17 protein-coding genes are annotated in these 17,410 nt (G+C 67.3%); 8 read left to right on the top strand and 9 right to left on the bottom strand.

Translation table 11 applies throughout. The features are described from left to right. Positions 1-352: 352 nt before the first annotated feature. Positions 353-880: a hypothetical protein gene (locus IBX22_RS30390; protein ID WP_375540296.1), complete on the top strand. Its 528-nt coding sequence runs from the start codon at positions 353-355 to the stop codon at positions 878-880. Here the strand turns inward: IBX22_RS30390 and IBX22_RS30385 are convergent. Genes IBX22_RS30385 through IBX22_RS30375 form a run of 3 tightly spaced genes read right to left on the bottom strand, consistent with a single transcriptional unit; the run spans position 877 to position 4,681 of the window. Beyond that, positions 877-2,652 carry an SDR family oxidoreductase gene (locus IBX22_RS30385; RefSeq protein WP_194819188.1) on the bottom strand — a complete coding sequence of 592 codons (1,776 nt, stop codon included), beginning with the start codon at positions 2,650-2,652 and terminating at the stop codon, positions 877-879. The genes IBX22_RS30390 and IBX22_RS30385 overlap by 4 nt on opposite strands. A 23-nt stretch (positions 2,653-2,675) precedes the next feature. Next, positions 2,676-3,782 (bottom strand): PDR/VanB family oxidoreductase, encoded by a 1,107-nt coding sequence (locus tag IBX22_RS30380; RefSeq protein ID WP_194819187.1) that lies wholly within the window; start codon positions 3,780-3,782, stop codon positions 2,676-2,678. After that, a complete protein-coding gene (locus IBX22_RS30375; RefSeq protein WP_194819186.1) occupies positions 3,779-4,681 on the bottom strand; it encodes a metal-dependent hydrolase in 903 nt (300 codons plus the stop codon). The genes IBX22_RS30380 and IBX22_RS30375 overlap by 4 nt, the downstream gene beginning before the upstream one ends. Positions 4,682-4,970: 289 nt before the next feature. On the opposite strand from IBX22_RS30375, the gene IBX22_RS30370 reads away from it, so the two are divergent. Continuing rightward, positions 4,971-6,362, top strand: a complete 1,392-nt coding sequence (locus IBX22_RS30370) for a wax ester/triacylglycerol synthase family O-acyltransferase (protein ID WP_194819185.1) — start codon at positions 4,971-4,973, stop codon at positions 6,360-6,362. A 39-nt stretch (positions 6,363-6,401) separates the two neighbouring features. On the opposite strand, the gene IBX22_RS30365 is transcribed toward IBX22_RS30370, so the two are convergent. Continuing rightward, entirely contained in the window at positions 6,402-7,334 is a 933-nt protein-coding gene (locus IBX22_RS30365; RefSeq protein ID WP_194819184.1) for an alpha/beta fold hydrolase, read from the bottom strand. 169 nt (positions 7,335-7,503) lie between these two features. On the opposite strand from IBX22_RS30365, the gene IBX22_RS30360 reads away from it, so the two are divergent. Beyond that, positions 7,504-8,244: a glucose 1-dehydrogenase gene (locus IBX22_RS30360; protein ID WP_194819183.1), complete on the top strand. Its 741-nt coding sequence runs from the start codon at positions 7,504-7,506 to the stop codon at positions 8,242-8,244. Here the strand turns inward: IBX22_RS30360 and IBX22_RS30355 are convergent. Beyond that, positions 8,241-9,248: a YdcF family protein gene (locus IBX22_RS30355; RefSeq protein ID WP_194819182.1), complete on the bottom strand. Its 1,008-nt coding sequence runs from the start codon at positions 9,246-9,248 to the stop codon at positions 8,241-8,243. The two genes, IBX22_RS30360 and IBX22_RS30355, sit on opposite strands and share 4 nt — an antisense overlap. A gap of 201 nt (positions 9,249-9,449) precedes the next feature. Further along, complete coding sequence (locus IBX22_RS30350) at positions 9,450-10,073, bottom strand: LysE/ArgO family amino acid transporter (RefSeq protein WP_309234851.1); 624 nt, start codon at positions 10,071-10,073, stop codon at positions 9,450-9,452. Between the two features lie 71 nt (positions 10,074-10,144). Between IBX22_RS30350 and IBX22_RS30345 the strand changes: the two genes are divergently transcribed. Next, complete coding sequence (locus IBX22_RS30345) at positions 10,145-11,026, top strand: LysR family transcriptional regulator ArgP (protein WP_194819181.1); 882 nt, start codon at positions 10,145-10,147, stop codon at positions 11,024-11,026. 17 nt (positions 11,027-11,043) lie between these two features. Further along, the gene (locus IBX22_RS30340; protein WP_194819180.1) at positions 11,044-11,568 is read left to right on the top strand and encodes an AAA family ATPase; all 525 of its coding nucleotides are present in this window, start codon (positions 11,044-11,046) and stop codon (positions 11,566-11,568) included. A gap of 54 nt (positions 11,569-11,622) precedes the next feature. On the opposite strand, the gene IBX22_RS30335 is transcribed toward IBX22_RS30340, so the two are convergent. Further along, the gene (locus IBX22_RS30335; RefSeq protein WP_194819179.1) at positions 11,623-11,805 is read right to left on the bottom strand and encodes a hypothetical protein; all 183 of its coding nucleotides are present in this window, start codon (positions 11,803-11,805) and stop codon (positions 11,623-11,625) included. A gap of 299 nt (positions 11,806-12,104) precedes the next feature. Further along, positions 12,105-12,593, bottom strand: coding sequence for an FBP domain-containing protein (locus tag IBX22_RS30330; protein WP_194819178.1), 489 nt, complete (start codon positions 12,591-12,593; stop codon positions 12,105-12,107). Between the two features lie 142 nt (positions 12,594-12,735). Here IBX22_RS30330 and IBX22_RS30325 point away from each other — a divergent pair, with 142 nt between their 5' ends. Continuing rightward, a complete protein-coding gene (locus IBX22_RS30325) occupies positions 12,736-13,614 on the top strand; it encodes an ABC transporter ATP-binding protein (RefSeq protein ID WP_194819177.1) in 879 nt (292 codons plus the stop codon). After that, positions 13,611-14,792 (top strand): ABC transporter permease, encoded by a 1,182-nt coding sequence (locus IBX22_RS30320; protein WP_194819176.1) that lies wholly within the window; start codon positions 13,611-13,613, stop codon positions 14,790-14,792. The genes IBX22_RS30325 and IBX22_RS30320 overlap by 4 nt, the downstream gene beginning before the upstream one ends. A gap of 78 nt (positions 14,793-14,870) precedes the next feature. Here the strand turns inward: IBX22_RS30320 and IBX22_RS30315 are convergent, their stop codons facing one another. Then, positions 14,871-15,380: a helix-turn-helix domain-containing protein gene (locus IBX22_RS30315; RefSeq protein WP_194819175.1), complete on the bottom strand. Its 510-nt coding sequence runs from the start codon at positions 15,378-15,380 to the stop codon at positions 14,871-14,873. A 469-nt stretch (positions 15,381-15,849) separates the two neighbouring features. Here IBX22_RS30315 and IBX22_RS30310 point away from each other — a divergent pair, with 469 nt between their 5' ends. After that, a complete protein-coding gene (locus IBX22_RS30310) occupies positions 15,850-17,409 on the top strand; it encodes a lipase family protein (RefSeq protein WP_194819174.1) in 1,560 nt (519 codons plus the stop codon). Position 17,410: the final 1 nt, after the last annotated feature.

Raw genomic sequence — 17,410 nt, 5'->3', positions numbered from 1 at the left:
GCTACTGCCTCCTGAGCAGCTGCTGCCGCTCCCGCCGGAACAGCCGCTGCTGCCGCCCGAGCAGCCCGATCCGCCACCGCCCGAGTCGCCCCCGCCCGCCGCCCACGGAGAGCGGCGCGGGTACGGCGGTCGCCGACGGGCCCTGTTCGAGGACTGGACGATGGCCACGATCAACGCGGCGATAAAGCCGACGAGCATGATGACGACGAGCAGCGCGATCAGCAGCACGAGAACAGTCATGACCGAATGCTAACGGCCTCGGACCATTCGAGACTGCGATCCATGACGGCCTCCCCAACCTGTCGATCCTTGCTCCCCAGAGTATTCCCAAAACCGCTTACAGTGAATCGTGGTGATTCTGCGTTACCGAAACCGCTCCCGCCGTGTCGATCTGCGTGAGGTCGACCGGGCCGTCGCGGCGCTCGAACTGCCGGAGGCGGTCTTCAAGACCTGCCCGTGGCAGCCGCGCGAACTGGTGGAGACCGGTCTGCGGCAGTGGCTGCGGTGCTGCGGGGCGGCGATGCGCGACGATCAGGTGATCGGGATGCCCTCGCACGCGGTGGACGAGGCATGGCATGGGCTGATCCTGTGCACGCAGCGGTACGCGGCGTTCTGCGATGCCGCCTACGGGCGGTTCCTGCATCACTTTCCCGACGGCGACAATTTCGCGGTAAAGCCTGCGCCGCAGGGTATTTCGCACGGCTCGATGACAGAACAGCTGGGACGCACGGTGGTGGCCTGGTCGATGGTGGCCCAGCCGGAGGAGACCTGTGTGCTCTGGGATCTGGACGCCACGGTGGGAGTCGAGCATCCCTGGGGTGTCGGCGCCGGGCGAGTCGCGGCCATCGAGGCCGAACTCGCCCGGCCGGCGAAGTCCTAGGTGAGCTTGACCCGGGCGGCGAAGAATCGCACCACCGCGGGCGCGAACCGATTGAACTGCAACTGCAGTCGCGCTTCCGGGGTGACCGGCACGATGTCGCGGTTGTTCTGCACGGCCCGCACGATCTGCTCGGCCACCCGGTCCGGGGTGTAGCGGCGCGCCTTGTAGAGCTTGTCGTACTGCTCCTGCTTGCGCTTCTCCTCGTCGGCGCTGACACCCGAGAACTTGGTGCTGGCAACGATATTGGTGTGCACGATGCCGGGGCAGACGGTGTGCACGGAGACACCGCGCCCGCTCAGTTCGGCGCGCAGGCAGTCGGAGAACATGTAGACCGCCGACTTGCTGGTGGAGTACGCGCTGAAGCCCTGCTGCGGGCTGTAAGCCGCCATGCTGGACAGGTTCACGATGTGCCCGCCCAGCCCGCGCTCGGCCATCGCGGCGCCGAATGCCCGGCAGCCGTTCACGACTCCGCCGAGGTTGATCCGCATGACCCGGTCGAATTCCGCCGACGGGGTGTCGAAGAATGCACCCGCCTGCCCGATGCCCGCGTTGTTGATCAGGATGTCGGGCACGCCGTGCGCGGCGATGACCTCTTGCGCGTGCGCCTGCACGGCGGCCTCGTCGGCGACGTCGAGCTGATAGGCATGCGCCACACCACCGTCGGCGGCGATCAGCTCGGCAGTCTCCTTCGCGGCGTCCAAATTGATGTCCGACAGCACGATTTCGGCGCCGCGGCGAGCGAACGCCAGCGCGGTCTCGCGCCCGATACCGCTACCACCGCCGGTGATCACCAGCAGCTGATCCTCGAACGGCTTTCTGGTGCGCCCGATTTCGGCCCGGCGCAACCCGCGCGGCACCGATCCGCCGCTGAGGCTGTCGATCAGCTCCGTGGTCGCGGTGGCCAGCAGTTCGGGATGCGAGAACGGCATCCAGTGCCCGGCGGGTACGTCGCGACGCCATAGTCGCTGGGTCCACTTGCGCTCGTCGTCGTATCCGGCGGGGCGCACCGCGACGTCGCGGCCGGCGACGATCAGCTGCACCGGCACCTCGGTGTGGCGTTCGCGCGGCGAGAGCATGCGCTGCACGATGTTGGCGCGGTAGATGAGCAGACCGTCCACGCTGTCGCGCCGGAAGGTCGGGCCCAGCTTCACATTCGACGGCGCGGTCTCGTTCATCAGTGACACCACCCGCTGCCACCGCTCCTCGGTCCCGAGCAGGCCGAACGCGGCCCGCGGCAGGCCCGGGGTCATGAAGAAGAACGTGTACGCCGAGGACATCAGCTGCGTGAACGGCTGCCACACATTGCGCGGGGTGGGCCGGGACAGCCGGTCCCGCATCCACTTTCCGATGTGATCGAGGTTCGGGCCGGACACCGAGGTGAACGAGGCGACGCGGGCCTTGGCCTGTGGTTCGCAGACCGCCTCCCAGACCTGCACCGAACCCCAGTCGTGCGCGAGCACGTGCACCGGACGGTCCGGGCTGACCGCGTCGGCGACGGCGTAGAAGTCGGCGGCCAGCGCGTCCAGTCGGTAGTCGGCGGTGCGCTGGGTGCGGGTGGACTGGCCGTGCCCGCGGGTGTCATAGGCGACCACGTGGAAACGCCCGGCCAGCAACGGAACCACGGAGTCCCACAGGTGGTGAGTATCGGGCCAGCCGTGCACCAGCACGATGGTTTCGGCGGCCGGGTCGCCGTATTCGTATACAGCGAGCTCGAATTCGCCGCTGCGGACGATCCGTTCCGTCGCGATCGAGTCGATATCGGTCGTCGTCATCGACAGTTCTCCTAATTTCGTGGTCAGAGATCGAGCACCAAACGGCCACCGGCACAGCGTGATACGCAGATCAGCATGGCTCCGGCGTCGTGTTCGGCGGGGGTGAGCACGGTCTCGCGATGCTCCGGTTCGCCCGCCAGCACCCGAACCTTGCAGGTGCGGCAGAAGCCTTGGCGGCACGAGTACGGGCGATCCGGGCGCTGCGCCAGGATGGCGTCGAGCGCGGATTTGTCCGCGGGCACCTCGACAACCTCTCCGGTGGAGGCGAATTCGATTTCGAACGACTTCCCGTTCACGATCGGCGGCGGCGAGAAGCGCTCGGAATGCAGTTCCACCCCGGACATTTCGCGGACGGCGGCGGCGATCGTGGTGATCATGGGGACCGGTCCGCAGCAGTAAACGGCGGTGCCGGTGCTGATTCCGGGCAGCAGCGCGGACGCGTCCGGCAGGCCGTGCTCGTCATCGGTGCGCACGGTGACCCGGTCGCCGAAGCTCGCGATCTCGTCGAGAAACGGGATGGTGTCGCGGCTGCGGCCGGTGTACACCATCGACCAGTCCAGCCCGAGGCGCACGGCCAGCCGCACCATCGGCAGGATCGGCGTGATCCCGATACCGCCGGCGACGAAATGCAAACGGGTGGCCGGCGATCCGTGGCCGGGGACGGCGAACGGAAAGGCGTTGCGCGGCCCGCGCACCACGAGCCTGCTGCCGACGGGCAGCTCGTCGTGCACCTCGTTGGAACCGCCGCCGCCGTCGGGGATGCGACGCACCGCGACCCGATAGGTCCGGGAGTCGGCCGGGTCACCGCACAGCGAGTACTGCCGCAACCGACCCGAGGGCAACTCCAGATCCAGGTGCGCGCCGGGCCGCCACGGCGGCAGCTCGCGCTGGTCCGGGGCCTGCAGCAGCAGGCTGACCACGTCTTGATCGTGTGCTTCGATCCGGCGTTCGGTCACCACCAGCGCCAGCCGGTGGTCGTCGGCGCGCGGGGCCAGATCCTTGCGATTGACGATCGTGGTCCAGCGGAACCGCGTCGAGGCGACCACGTCGAGGACCTTGATCGCGCGGTCCTGGCTGGGCTTGCCGAACAGGTCCGCGGGCAACTGCGCCGGGACAGGTCGCAGCGTCACGACGCGACAGCCTGTGCCGCAGGAGATTTCGCGAGGTAGGCGACGGCCTGCGCGGTCGACCCGACCGAGCCGGGGTTGTAGCCGGGCTTGAAGGTCGAGAGCGCGCTGATCAGCAACGAGGGCACGCCGGGCAGCGCACCGCGCCACATGGAACCGAACACCTTGGTGAGCAGGCGTGGGTAACCGTAGTCGGGCAGCTCCGGATCCTGATGCACCATGAATTTGGTGCCGCGCACCACCAGGGTGAGGAAGATGGGGAACGTCAGTGTCATGAGCGCCGCGCGCCGCACATAGCCCGCCCCGAAGTAGAGCGCCACGTCATGGGCGACATGCCGGTGTTCGACCTCTTCGGCGCCGTGCCAGCGGAACAGGTCCGCCATGCGCGGTTCGGCGCCGAACTTCTCCAGGTCGGCGTTGAGGATCCAGTCGCCCAGGTAGGCGAAGAAATGCTCCAGGCAGGCGATGAACGCGAGCCGCTCCACCAGCACCTGACGCTGGGCGACATCGTCACCCTCGCGCGGGCCGAGAGTCTTGCGGAACAGGTATTCGGCTTGGCGCACATACGGTTCCGGATCGATGCCGTTGGCGGCGAGCACCTCGTGCAGCACCTTGTCGTGCGTCTCGGCGTGCATCGATTCCTGGCCGATGAAGCCGAGCATGGCCTCGCGCAACTTCTCGTCCTTGACGAAAGGCAGCGCCTCGGCATACGCCTGGCAGAACATGCGCTCGCCCTCGGGCAGCAACAGGTTCAGCGCATTGATCAGGTGTGAGGCAATGGGTTCGGCGGGCATCCAGTGCAACGGTGTGTCGGCCCAGTCGAACTGCACATTGCGGGCATGCAGGGCAACCTCACCCGGATCGGTCTCCGGTCGCCGTTCCCACCAGCGAAGTAGCTTCATCGATACTCCTTCGATCCTGACGATCCACGCGACGGCCCGGACCCTGCCGCAACGCTGCGCACCTCTCCCGTTCAAGGCTGTGGTCCCGATCATACACATATGTAGGACTGCGAGTAACACACATAGTGCCGACCACAGTCACCCCGGCAGCAGGCCATCCGAACACATGGTCGACCGTCGCGACCGCAGCGCGAAATAGCGTTCATGACCTTGACATTTCCCGCCAGCCTGGGACTGATCTCGCCGCCAAGCGCCGAAGAAATAGAACACGTTTCAGTAGGCTTCGGCTATGGAGCGACTAACCGGATTGGATGCCAGCTTCCTGTATCTCGAGACCGGAACCCAGCACCTGCACGTGTGTGCGCTGCTGATCCTGGACCCCGCGACAGGCGGCTACTCATTCGAAGAACTCAAGGCCGAACTCGGCCGCCGACTACCCCTGATCCCGCAGATGCGACGGCGGATCCACGAGGTGCCGTTCAACCTCGACCACCCCGTCTGGGCCGAGGATCCCAACTTCGACCTGGACTATCACGTGCGCCGGATCGGCATCCCCGGTTCCGGCGGCCGCCGTGAGCTCGCCGAACTGATCGGCGACATCGCCAGTCGCCCCATGGATCGCGACCGCCCGCTGTGGGAGATGACAGTGGTCGAGGGCCTCGATGACGGCAAGGTCGCGGTGATCTCGAAGTACCACCACGCCGCGGTCGACGGCATCACCGGCACGAACATGATGATGCACCTGTGCGACATGGAACCGGGGCAGAACCGGGCTGAGGCCGTCGAGGAGCGCCGGGTCGAGTCGTCGCCCAACGACCTGAGGCTGCTGGCCGAAGCCGTCGTCCGGTTCCCCGGCAAGGCGGGCATGGTCGGCATGGTGCCGAAAACCCTCGGCATGCTGGCCGGTTTCGCGCAGCGCCGGCGAAACAACGAGGCGGGCATGGCTTTACCGCTGACCGCGCCGCGCACCCCGTTCAATATGGCGATCACGCCGCACCGTTCGGTCGCCTTCACCGAGACGGATCTGGCTGCGATCAAGGAGATCAAGGCCGCGTTCGGGGTGAAGGTCAACGACGTGGTGCTCACCGTCGTCGGCGGAATCCTGCGCGCCTACCTGGACAAACGCGGTGAGCTGCCGGACCGTTCGCTGATCGCCTCGGTACCGGTCTCCGTGCACGAGCAGTCCCGGCACACCGCGGGCATCAACAAGGTGTCGTCACTGTTCTCCGAGCTCGGGACCGATATCGCGGATCCGGTGCAGCGGCTGCGCAAGGTGGCCGAGGCCAATCAGAGCGCCAAGGACGAGCACGATCTGGTCGGTGCGGACTTCCTGCAGGACTGGTCGAAGTACGCTCCGCCCAACACTTTTCAGCTGGCCGCGCGGGTGTACTCGTCGCTGAAGCTGGCCGAGCACCATCCGGTGGTGCACAACCTGGTGGTGTCCAACGTGCCCGGGCCGCCGATGCCGCTGTACTTTCTCGGTATCAAGGTGGACGGCATGTATCCGTTCGGGCCGGTCTTCCACGGCGCGGGACTCACCATTACCGTGCTGTCCAACAACGGCGACCTCGACTTCGGGTTCATCGCCTGTAAGGAACTCGTACCCGATATCGCGGCACTCGCCGATGCCGTCCCCGGCGTGATCGACGAATTGCTCGGTGCGGCACGGGCATTGGGCTGACCGACCGCTCTGTTCGCCAGTGCCGCCGGACAGCGCCGCCTACTGATTCGCCGCGTGTGACTTCTGCGCCGACCTGGCGGCCACCGCCTCGCAAGCCTCCAGCAGCACCGGCACGAACTTGTCGGCCGCGAACGCGCACGCCGTGTGCCCGGCCTTCACCAGATGGATTGTGGCGCCGGGGATCATCGTCGCCATCTCCAGCTGCCGGTAGACCGGAATCGCCTTGTCCTTGGTGGTGATCACCACCGCGGTGGGCACGTCGATCTCGGAAAGCCATGCGCTGCTGTCGAATCGGCCGACCGCCGCGATGACCTGTGCGATCGCCCAGCCGCTGGTGCTACGCAGCTCGGTCATCGCCCAGCGCTGCATGCCGCCACGGGCCCACGTGTGTTCCGGCACTTCCGGCAAGCGTCCCAGGAGTTGCTGTGCGCGCCGCAGCGAGTACGGGCCGACCGCGCCGGCGAACGCACCCCAGGCCGCATGGAAGGCGCGCTCGCGCCACTTCTCCTGGAACCGATAGGGCGTGGCGCACAGGACGAGTCCGCGCACCCGGTCCGGATGCCGGTGTGCGGCAAGCTGAGCCACGACACCGCCGAGGGAGTAGCCGACGCAGAGCGGATCGGAGACGCCGAGCGCGTCGGCCACCGCGATCACGTCATCGGCGCAGTCCTCCACCGTGAACCGCTCCGATTGGATGCCGCGGCCGTGCCAGCGCTGATCGAACAGGACCACCCGGAACTTCTGCGCGAGCAGTTGGAGCGCCGGGAACCAGGTGAGGTACGCCGTGGACGCGGTGCCGTGCAGCAGGAACAGAGTGGGTGCGCCCGCGGGCCCCGGGATATCGACCACGTAGGTGCGGCCACGCCCCGGCAGCTCCATCAGCTGTCCGCCGGGAACCTCGGCGATATCGGGGACACCGGTTTTGCCGAACTTTCGCATCGGCACGGCGGCGGCATTTCGATCGGGGTCCATCGTTGGCCTCCTAGAACGCGTTCTACTCGATGATGCCACAGCTGATGACGGGGCGCGGTGGCCCTCAGTGCAGCCTGTCCCGGTGAGCGGTAACCGATCTCCGCGGATTTACACAAAGCTTCTGTAACGTGTCTCACCGAATCGGTTGCGACAGACGGAGGTAGCCCGCATGGGTCGGTTGACCGGCAAGGTGGCATTGATCAGCGGTGGCTCGCGAGGCATGGGCGCCGCCCACGCCCGGGCCATGGTGGCCGAGGACGCGCGGGTGGTGCTCGGTGACATCCTCGACGACGAAGGCGCCGCACTGGCAAAGGAACTCGGCGACAACGCCGCCTACGTTCCCCTCGATGTGCGCGAGCCCGAGCAGTGGCAGGCCGCCGTCGCCGAGGCGACCCAGCGGTTCGGGTCACTGAATGTGCTGGTCAACAATGCGGGCATCGCCAACGGCAACCTGATCGTCGACTTCGAGTTGTCGGAGTGGCAGCGCATACTCGACATCAACCTGACCGGCACCTTCCTCGGCATCCAGGCCGCCGTACCGGCGATGCGCACCGCCGGCGGCGGATCCATCATCAACATCTCCTCCGTCGAAGGCATGCGCGGCAGCCCCGGCCTGCACGGGTACACGGCAACCAAGTTCGCGGTGCGCGGGCTCACCAAGTCGACGGCACTCGAGTTGGCGCAGGACAACATTCGGGTCAACTCGGTGCATCCCGGCCTGATCAGCACCCCGATGACCGAGGGCATCCCCGCCGACTTCCTGCAGATCCCGATGAAGCGAGCAGCCGACCCGTCCGAGGTCTCGGCGCTGATCACCTATCTGGCAAGTGACGAGTCCTCCTACTCCACCGGAGCCGAGTTCATCATCGACGGCGGGCTCACGGTCGGAATCCCGCACAAGACGTTCTAGCTCGGCATCAGCTTTACGATCAGCAGCAGCGACGCGGGTAGCGCGGCGCACGCCAGGCAGGCCGCGGCGTGCGCCCACTTGTTCTCGAACACGACACCGGCGAATTCGCGCAGCGCCGCGCTCGGCAAGTAGTAGAACGCGGTCGGAGAGCCCACCACTTCGGCGTCGAAGCCGAGGCGGCGAGCCAGGATCGCCGTGCGCAGGATGTGAAAGTTACTGGTGACCAGCACCATCGGGCCGGTTACGCCGCGGGCATCCAGCAATTCCCTTGTGTACCGCAGGTTCTCGCGGGTGGTGGTCGAACGGTCCTCCAGCAGGAGCGCTTCGGCGGGCAGGCCCCGCTCGACCAGATAACGTGCCATGGCCGCGGCTTCCGACACGGCTTCGTCGGAGCCCTTGCCGCCGCTGGTCACCAGCAGCGGCTGCCGACCGGCGGCGACTTCGGCGCGATACACCTGCAGCGCCCGATCCAGCCGGCTCGCCAGCAACGGCGGCACCTGGTCCCCGATCAGTCCTGAGCCGTGCACCACGATCGCCGCCATGCCCGGCTGGTAAGCGGTCCGGCCGTAGACGAACGAGTACAGCAGGAAGGCGACCAGCAGGAAGCCGATATAGCTGGCGGCCGTCAGCACCGAGGCGACCGCGAACACGAACCACAGGTTCTCCGTCGCCAGCGCCACGAAGAACAACGCGTACGGCACGAGCAACGCGACACCGAGCCCGAACGACAGCAGGTTCGGGACCCGCAACCCTTCCCGCCGCACCAACTGCACCCCGTTGATGATCAGCAGACCCGCCAGCGCCAGCACGAGCAGCGGCGAAAGCACGATCAGCAAGAGTGCCAGCAACCCCACAGCGCTGTCCTGGTCGTCCCCCGCCAGCCCCACCCCGACGCAGATCAGCCCGAGCAACAAGAAGACCCCATTACCCAGCCGCCGCCGATCCCCCCGGAATCGCAACGCGAAGAAACCGAGCAACACCATTCCGATGATGAGCAGAATCACCCGGCCACGGTAACCGGGACAGCTTCGAGCAATCCCGGGCGGCACGCCGACCCGCGATCAAGATCACCAGGACTTACGGGCGGTGCCACTCGCGCGATGCCGCCACCAGTGCCTGTTGATCTTGGAGAGATGTGCCGTGGCGGGTGGCGAGAGCTTCGCGGTGAGCGACCAGCCGGAGAGTCGGCGCAGGCTGGAGTGTCATCAGGCCGAGACGATCAGGCCCACGGCCAGGACCAGCATGATCACCGCGATCGCCGAGTCGAGGACACGCCAGGCGGCGGGGCGGGCAAAGAAGGGGCCGAGGCGCCGCGCGCCGTAGCCGAGTGCGGTGAACCAGACGACGCTGGCCAGCATCGCGCCCGCGCCCAGGAACCATTTGTCGGGCGAGGCGTAGGTGTTGGCGAACGAGCCCAGTAGTACCAGGGTGTCCAGGTAGACGTGCGGGTTCAACCAGGTCAGCGCCAGGCAGGTGAGGACGGTGGCGCCCAGCGCCATGGAGGCGCCCGCGGTCTCCAGGATCAGCGCCTCGGAGGCGAAGACCCGCTTGGCGGCCAGGAAGGCGTAGCCGAACAAGAAGGCCGCGCCGAGGTAGCGCACCACCGTCAACAGGCCGGGCATCGACTCGACCAGCACGCCGAAGCCACCGACACCCGCGGCGATCAGCACCGCGTCCGAGATCGCGCAGACCGCGATCACCGGGAAGATGTGCTGTCCGCGCACCCCTTGGCGCAGCACGAAAGCGTTCTGCGCGCCGATCGCCACGATCAACGAGAGGCCGAAGCCCAGGCCTGAGATGGCGGCGGTGGCCGCGGATGAAACCGTCACAGTAATTCACGGTATGGCGACAACCACCCCCAGACCAGCTAAAGATTTTCAAGCATCATTACGATTTCTTAATGGACCTGCAGCTGGATCAGCTCCGCGCGCTCGACGCCGCGATCACCGAGGGCACCTTCGAGGCCGCCGCCCGCCGCCTGCTCATCACCCCCTCGGCGATCAGCCAGCGCATCAAGGCGCTGGAGGACGCGGCGGGCCGCATCCTGGTGCAGCGCACGAAACCGGTGCGTCCCACCGAATCCGGGATGGCGGTGCTGCGCCTGGCCCGGCAGATCGCCCTGCTGGCCGGAGACACCGCGCGCGAACTCGGAGATCCCGAGCAACCCGCCGACCGCCTGGTTCCGGTGCCGATCGCCGTGAACGCCGATTCGCTGGAGACCTGGGTGATGCCCGCGCTGAGCAAGGTCCCGCCGGGGATCAGCTTCGACATCCACCGCGAGGACGAGGACCACACCACCGAGTTGCTGCGCGACGGCACCGTGATGGCGGCAATCACCACGACCGCCCAGCCGGTGCAGGGCTGCAAGGTGACCAAGCTGGGCAATATGCGCTACCGGGCGATGGCCACTCCGGAATTCCTGCGGACCTGGTTCGGTGCCGGGGCCAGGGGCTACGCGCACGCCCCCGTGGTGATGTTCGACCGCAAGGACGACTTGCAGGATCGTCAAATCCGGCGTCGCACAAAGAAACCCGTCGACCCGCCGCGGCACTACGTGCCATCCTCGGCCGGGTTCGGCGCGGCGGTCCGGCTCGGCCTCGGCTGGGGCATGCTGCCCGACCTGCAAACCGAACAGGACCGCGCCACCGGCCGGCTGCTGTCCATCGACGGGGAGGCCGTCATTGATCAGCCGCTGTACTGGCAGCAGTGGCGCCTGGACTCCGCCGCCCTGAGCAGCGTCGCCGCCGCCATCGCCGCGGCGGCCGCCGACGCGCTGCGCTGACCTGCGATCATGGTCTGATGGCAGCCGCGGTTTATCTGATCACCGGTATCCAGGCGTCCGGAAAGTCCACGGTCGCACAGGCATTGGCGGAGCGGCTGCCGAGGTCGGCGCATGTGCGCGGCGACGCCTTCCGCCGGTTCGTCGTCGGCGGCCGAGTCGAAATGAGTCCCCACCCGGCGCCGGAAGCCCTCGATCAGCTGCGCCTGCGGCACCGGCTGGCCGCGCACACCGCCGACGGATACGCCGACGCCGGTTTCACCGCGGTCTTGCAGGACAACATCTTCGGCGAAATGCTCCCGTGGACCATCGAGCAAATCCGAACGCGCCCACTGTATGTCGTGGTGCTGACGCCGCAACCGGCCGCGGTCGCCGCACGCGAAGCGGGCCGGGGCAAGTCCGCCTACGGCGCGTTCACCGTCGAAGACCTCGACACGGGATTACGCGAGAACACGCCCCGCCTCGGCCTGTGGCTGGACACCACGGACCTGACCGTCGAGCAGACCGTCGACGAAATCCTTTCCCGCGCACAGCCGCTCCGATGATCCATGCGATTCGGTCCGGCACCCTCGCGGGTACCGGACCGAATCGCCGTGGCGTCACGCTGTCTTGGGCAGCTCCGAGGTCGGGGTGTACCGCGCCCACGGGCGCAGCTCTTCCTGGCTGGCCCGGTGCTCGTCGCACAGTTGCAGGTAGCCGCGGCGGACGTAGGCGGGATCGAGTCGCTGCTTGAAGGTCAGGTTGTCGCGGCGCCAGCAGTCGCCGCAGTGGAACTCTTTCATCTCGGCCTCCTTACACACCCTGAGGTGGTTGCCCAGGAGTTCCCAGTCTGCCGGGAATCGAAGCGCGCCAACACCGAATGTCGGCCGAATCGTTACGTCGACTCACAGACATTCCTCGCCGGATGACACGGTCCGGGCGGTGCCGGGCCGTCTCGACCGGCGAGGAATGCGGTGCACCCCGAGTTCCGGTGCGGGATCACGGAACTCGGGATGCTCGGCTATCGATCTGGAACGCGGCGCTGAATGTCGGCGCATCGCATCTACCTCCGTTTCTTATCGGTTTTCAGATTCAGGTGGGACTACGCGTACAGCCTGGAGATGAACGCGGTCAGGTTCACCCGGACCCGCTCGATCTTCGCCTCGTCGGAGAGGTCCTCGCGGTAGCGGCGACCCGCACCGGGGCTCTTCTTGTTGCGCGCGTAGAGCGAACAGGCCAGATCGGTGCACATGTAGGTGCCGATCGTGTTGCCCTTGCGCCCGGAGTCGCCGGCCTTGGCGGCCGTCAGCAGCGAGACGCCGCTGCCGGTGTGCGTGGTCTTGCAGATCGAGCACATCTGGGCCCGGCCGGATCCGCCGGTCTCATAGCGCATCGCGATGCCGACGAGGCGGTCGTCCTGCGGGAAGACCAGGTAGCAGCGGCCCGGATAGGACGGGTCGCTCCAGCCGAAGAAGTCCAGATCGTCCCAGGGTGGGGCGTCCAGGTTCTTCGGGACGGGCAGGCGTTTGGCGTCGCCTTTGGAACAGTTGACGAACGACGCCCTGATGTCGCGTTCGGTGACGGCTTGCATGACTGACTCTCCTTGGTCATTGCGTTGGACAAAGCCGAAGCGACGGTACGGACTGACCGTTAGCTGAGCAAACTATTTTTTCGCGGATACACGCGCGATCACCATCGGTAGGGTTGAAGCCACCACCAGTTAAGGGGGTTCGATGCTCGAGGTCGTTGATTTGGTGCGGCGGTTCGGGGACAACGTCGCCGTCGACGGTGTCACCTTCACGGTCCCCGCCGGCGCGCTGACCGGATTCGTCGGCGGCAACGGTGCGGGCAAGACCACCACCATGCGCATGATCATGGGTGTGCTGGCCATTCACGGCGGCGCGGTGCACTGGGACGGGCGGCCGGTGACGACCGCGGACCGCCGGTCGTTCGGGTACATGCCCGAGGAGCGCGGGCTCTATCCCAAGCAGCCCGTGCTCGATCAACTCGTGTATTTGGCGCGGTTACGCGGACTTTCCGCGGCCGCCGCCCGGGATCGCGGCGGGGAGTTGCTGGATCGTTTCCAGCTCGGCGACCGCGGCAAGGACAAGCTGGAGTCGCTCTCACTGGGCAATCAACAGCGGGTGCAGATCGCGGCGGCGGTGATCGCCGAACCGAAGGCACTGATCCTCGACGAACCGTTCTCCGGGCTCGACCCGCTCGCGGTCGACTCGATGGCGGAACTGTTGCGGGAGTACACCTCTCGCGGGGTGCCGGTGCTGTTCTCCTCGCATCAGCTGGATTTGGTGGAGCGGCTGTGCGATCAGCTGGTGATCCTGTCCCGCGGCAAGGTGGTCGGGGCGGGGTCCGCCGATGAACTGCGCGCCGGTGGGCACACCCGGCACCGGCTGGTGTTCGGCGGAGATCCGGGGTGGCTCAACGGTTTCGGGGGCGTGCGCGTCATCGAGACGAACGGGCAGGGCATCCTGCTGGAGCTCGACGGTGTCAGCACCGACGACCTGCTCGCCGAGGCGCTGCGACGGGGCTCGGTGCGCGAACTCGCCGCAGTACGGCCGACGGTTTCCGAGATTTATCGAGAGGTGACGGCATGAGCGCCAAGGAACCTGCCACCGGCGGACTATGGCGCATAGTGGCGCAGCGCGAGATCGTCGTGAAGCTGCGCGACCGGAACTTCCTGGTGTCCACGATCATCACCATCGTGGTGATTGTGGCGACCCTGGCCATCAGTGGATTCATGAACAACCGCACCGAGAAGCTCGAGGTCGCGATCAGCGGCGAGGGCACGGGCCAGGTCATCGAGATCGCCAACACCCTGGCCAAGGACAAGAAGATCGAGTTCACCGCGCACTCCGAACCCGATGTCGCCGCCGTCGAACAGCAGGTGCGCGACGACGACGCGGATGTCGGCCTGGTGCCGGATGATTCCGGCTGGCGGCTGATCGGCCGCGCCGCCGAGAACAGCGAAGCGAAGACCTATCTCACCGCGGCCGCACAGCAGATCGCCTTGCAGCGCAACGCCGCAGCGGCCGGCACATCGATGACCGACCTCACCCGCGGCGCGACCGTCGGCTACGACCTGATCGACCCCACCGGCATCGATCCCGGCCTGGCGAAGATCGTGTCGTTCGTTTTCGCGTTCCTGTTCTACATGGCCTCGACCATGTTCGGCATGACCATCGCGCAGAGCGTGCTGGAGGAGAAGCAGAACCGGATCGTGGAGATCCTGGCGAGCGCTATTCCATTGCGGCAGTTGCTGATCGGCAAGGTCGTCGGCAACGCCATCATGGCCTTCGCGCAGCTCGCGCTGTTCGTCACCGCCGGATTGATCGGCCTGTCGGCCATCGGCAAGGGTGATCAGATCACCCAGATCGGCAGCGCCGCAGGCTGGTTCATCGTCTTCTTCCTGGTCGGCTTCCTCGCCCTGGCCAGCCTCTGGGCAGTCGCGGGCGCGCTGTCGACCCGCGCCGAGGACCTGCAATCCACCGCCATGCCGGTCTCGATGTTCATCATGCTCGTGCTGTTCGCCGGGATCTTCCTGTCCGGCACCGCATTGACGATCGCCTCTTATGTGCCGATCGTCTCCATTGTCGGCATGCCCGGCCGCCTGGCCGCCGGCACCGCCGCCTGGTGGGAACCGTTCATCGCGCTCGCCCTGATGGCCGCCGCTACCTACGGGATCGTCCTGATCGCGGAAAAGATCTACCGCCGCGGCCTTATGCAGACCCAGGGGCGCTTGACGATTCGGCAGGCGCTGGAGGTCGAGGACTGATACCGGAGGCCCTGTCCGGCTGTGCCGCCGCGTGTTCCGCCCCTGACCAATAGCCTCGCCAGGGGCGGACGAACCGGGTTATGAGCGGGCGCCGGCCATTTCGCCGCGCAGGATCGCCTCGCAGGTATTCTCCGGCCACTCCAGGGCGGCGTCGAGCTTGGCCAGCGTGTCCGCGGCGGGCTCCTCGCTCAGGCAGCGTTCGATCTGGCTGATGGTGCCGGCCGAGGGGCCGCCGTTGCGGGCGACATCGGCTTGCGTCCAACCCTTTTCGCGGCGGCGGGTCTTCACCTGCTCGGCGAGGGCTTCGACGTCGAGGCGTTCCGGTGCACCCGTAACGGGTTCCGGAGCCTTCGCAGCGGGCTGGGCGGCCTTGCCAGCGGGCTGGGCGCCCTTGCCAGCGGGCTGAGCGGCCTTGGTCGCGGGCTGGGCGACCTTGGCACCGGTCGCCGCCGGCTCGGTCGCGGCTTGCTGCTTCTTCGTCGACGCTCCGGCGGGCGGTGCCGAAACCGTCTTCGTATGCACCTTGTCCGGAGCCAGGAGACCCGCCGTGATGAGCCTCGAGCGCTTCCGCCTACCCATTTTCGCCATACACACACCCCTCCTGCTGGACTGGCTCCGTCTGGAGCACAGGGAAGATTGCCATGCGTTCGCCGATATTGCCGACAGGTGGCATGACTCGGCGCGCCGCTCGCCGCCGTCACCGATGAATTCCGCTCGGCCGCACTATCTGTACCGGCATCCAACCCCGGCGAACTCGACGCACTCACTGCCCGCTATCGCGAAAGTGGCTGGCCTGCAGAACGTTCCGGCGACGCGGGCACCGCACCGTACAGCGCCCAGAGTGTGGGCCCGGCGCCCTGGCATCTCTACCGCTGCACCATCCACACGGCTGTCGGCGTCGCCACCGCCGCCCGCACGGCGCGACTCGCTGGCGGTTTGCTTAGCCCCCTATATACGACGGCGTGTCATCGATGGCGACGGTGGCCGGGCTTGAATAATCCGACCAATCCCGTCCGGAACCGCCCGCCACCGTCTTCCCAGAAGGGATCGACAGCCGATGAGGAGTCCCCAAGCACCCGGCACCGTTCTGCGCCGGACCGAACTGCCCCGAGAACTGTGGCCCGACAGCGCGACCGCCGCGTACCGGGTCTCGTATCGGGGCACCGACTACTCCGGTCGGCCACAGATCGTCACCGCGTCGGTATTCGTGCCACCGGGCAGCCCACCTTCGGACGGGTGGCCGGTGATCGGTTACGCGCACGGCACCACCGGGCTCGGGACGGCGGCGGCGCCCTCGCGCACCGGGTTCCTGCGCCTGGAACTCGACCACATCGACGGCTGGCTCACCGCGGGCAATGTGGTGGCCGCCACCGACTACGAGGGTTTGTCCGCGCCCGGCCCGCATCCGTATTTCAACGGTGAGGCAGTGGCCGACGATGTGGTGGACGCGGTGCGTGCGGCGCGCGGCATCGACCATCCGGTCAGTCCGCGCTGGATGGTCGTCGGCTTCTCCCAGGGCGGGCACGCGGCCTTGCATGTCGCGCTGATGGCCACCGGATATGCCCCGGAGCTGGATTTTCGTGGCGGGGTCGCGCTCTGCCCGCCGGTCTACCTGTCGGACATGATCGCTCAGCTGACCCGGGATCCGGCCGGACAGCTGAGTCCCATCGTGCCGATCCTGCTGGCCGGTTTGACCACCAGTCACCCGGCGTTCGACCCGGCCGCCCTGCTGTCCGGCACCGGCCGCGGCCTGCTCGACCGCGCCAAGGAAGCGACCTTCGTCGACATGATGCGGGCCTGCGCGGGCGTGACGAACGCCGCCGCGGGCGTCGTCGACCTCACCGCCGAACCGATCGTGCAGACCGTGCTGACGGCGGCGACCGTGCCGGCCGCGCGCCTGGACCGCCCGATGTTCCTCGCCGGCGCCGACCTCGACCTGATCGTGCCGGAAGCTCTGGTCGACCGCTACGCGACCGCCTCGGCTGGTTCCGGCTCAGCGGTCCACTACGTGCGCTGCGCCGACGCCGACCACGCCCAGGTGCTGGACCATAAACGCCACGACGCGGTCGACTGGGCGCGCACCCAGCTCACCGAGGACGCGATCGCCGAACCCGCCTACCGCGGCTTCCACGCCATGGACGCCACCAACGACGGCTACCTGCGCCGCGACGATTTCGAAGCCTTCGCCCTGCGCCTCATCCAGGCGCTGCGCCACTCCCCCGGCACTCCCACCGCCCGCGCCGTCCGGGACGGCTACCTTCGGCTGTGGCGCGGTCTGTCCGCGGCGGACACCAACGGCGACAACCGAATCAGCGCAGCGGAATACCGCCAGTGGATCCACGGCCGCACCGCCGCCGACTTCGACGACCTCCTGCGCCCCCTCGCCGAATCCGTTCTGGCACTGATCGATAGCAACGGTGACGGCGTCCTGAGCCGCGGCGAATTCAATACCCTGTGCTCCGCCTGCCGCATGCCCAAAGAGATCGCGGACCGCGAATTCGAGCTACTGGACACCGATCACAACGGAACCATCGATGTCGACGAGATCGTCGTGGGCCTGCGCGAGTTCTGCCGCGGAGCCGATGCGCCCGGGCAGTGGCTGTTCGGGCACTTCTGAG

The organism is Nocardia sp. XZ_19_385 (assembly GCF_015355755.1).
Lineage (GTDB): Bacteria > Actinomycetota > Actinomycetes > Mycobacteriales > Mycobacteriaceae > Nocardia.
This window is presented reverse-complemented; position numbering and strand designations above follow the sequence as displayed.